Here is a 318-nt window from a genome sequence, read left to right on the forward strand (position 1 = left end):
TGGCGGAGAAGAGGGTGGCGGATTTAAAAGTATACGATTTTTCTAACGATGTCAAAAGATCTTTACCAATCAATCCAACCACACTTCTCCTCTTATCAAAGTGATACAATAGACAACTTTACGCCTTTATTTATCGATCTGTTGCGGCGAACGGGATAGAATGTGATTTATACAGATCAACCCCAAAAGCAGCAAAACATGGGTGTGGGGTTGTTTTACACACGAACACCAAAGGATGATGGACATATAATTTCTGTGCTTCAGTATGATTGGTCGGGAGAACCAAATTATTATCTACGTATTTATCAGAATAAATAA

At 38.1% G+C, this 318-nt stretch carries 1 protein-coding gene; it reads right to left on the reverse strand.

Annotated elements, in window-relative coordinates; genetic code table 11:
* Positions 1–130: 130 nt before the first annotated feature.
* Positions 131–318, reverse strand: a 188-nt coding sequence (locus tag ACFIO5_RS12235) for a hypothetical protein (RefSeq protein ID WP_375705552.1), incomplete at its 5' end; no start/stop codon positions are given.

The organism is Bartonella sp. AA86SXKL (assembly GCF_042196885.1).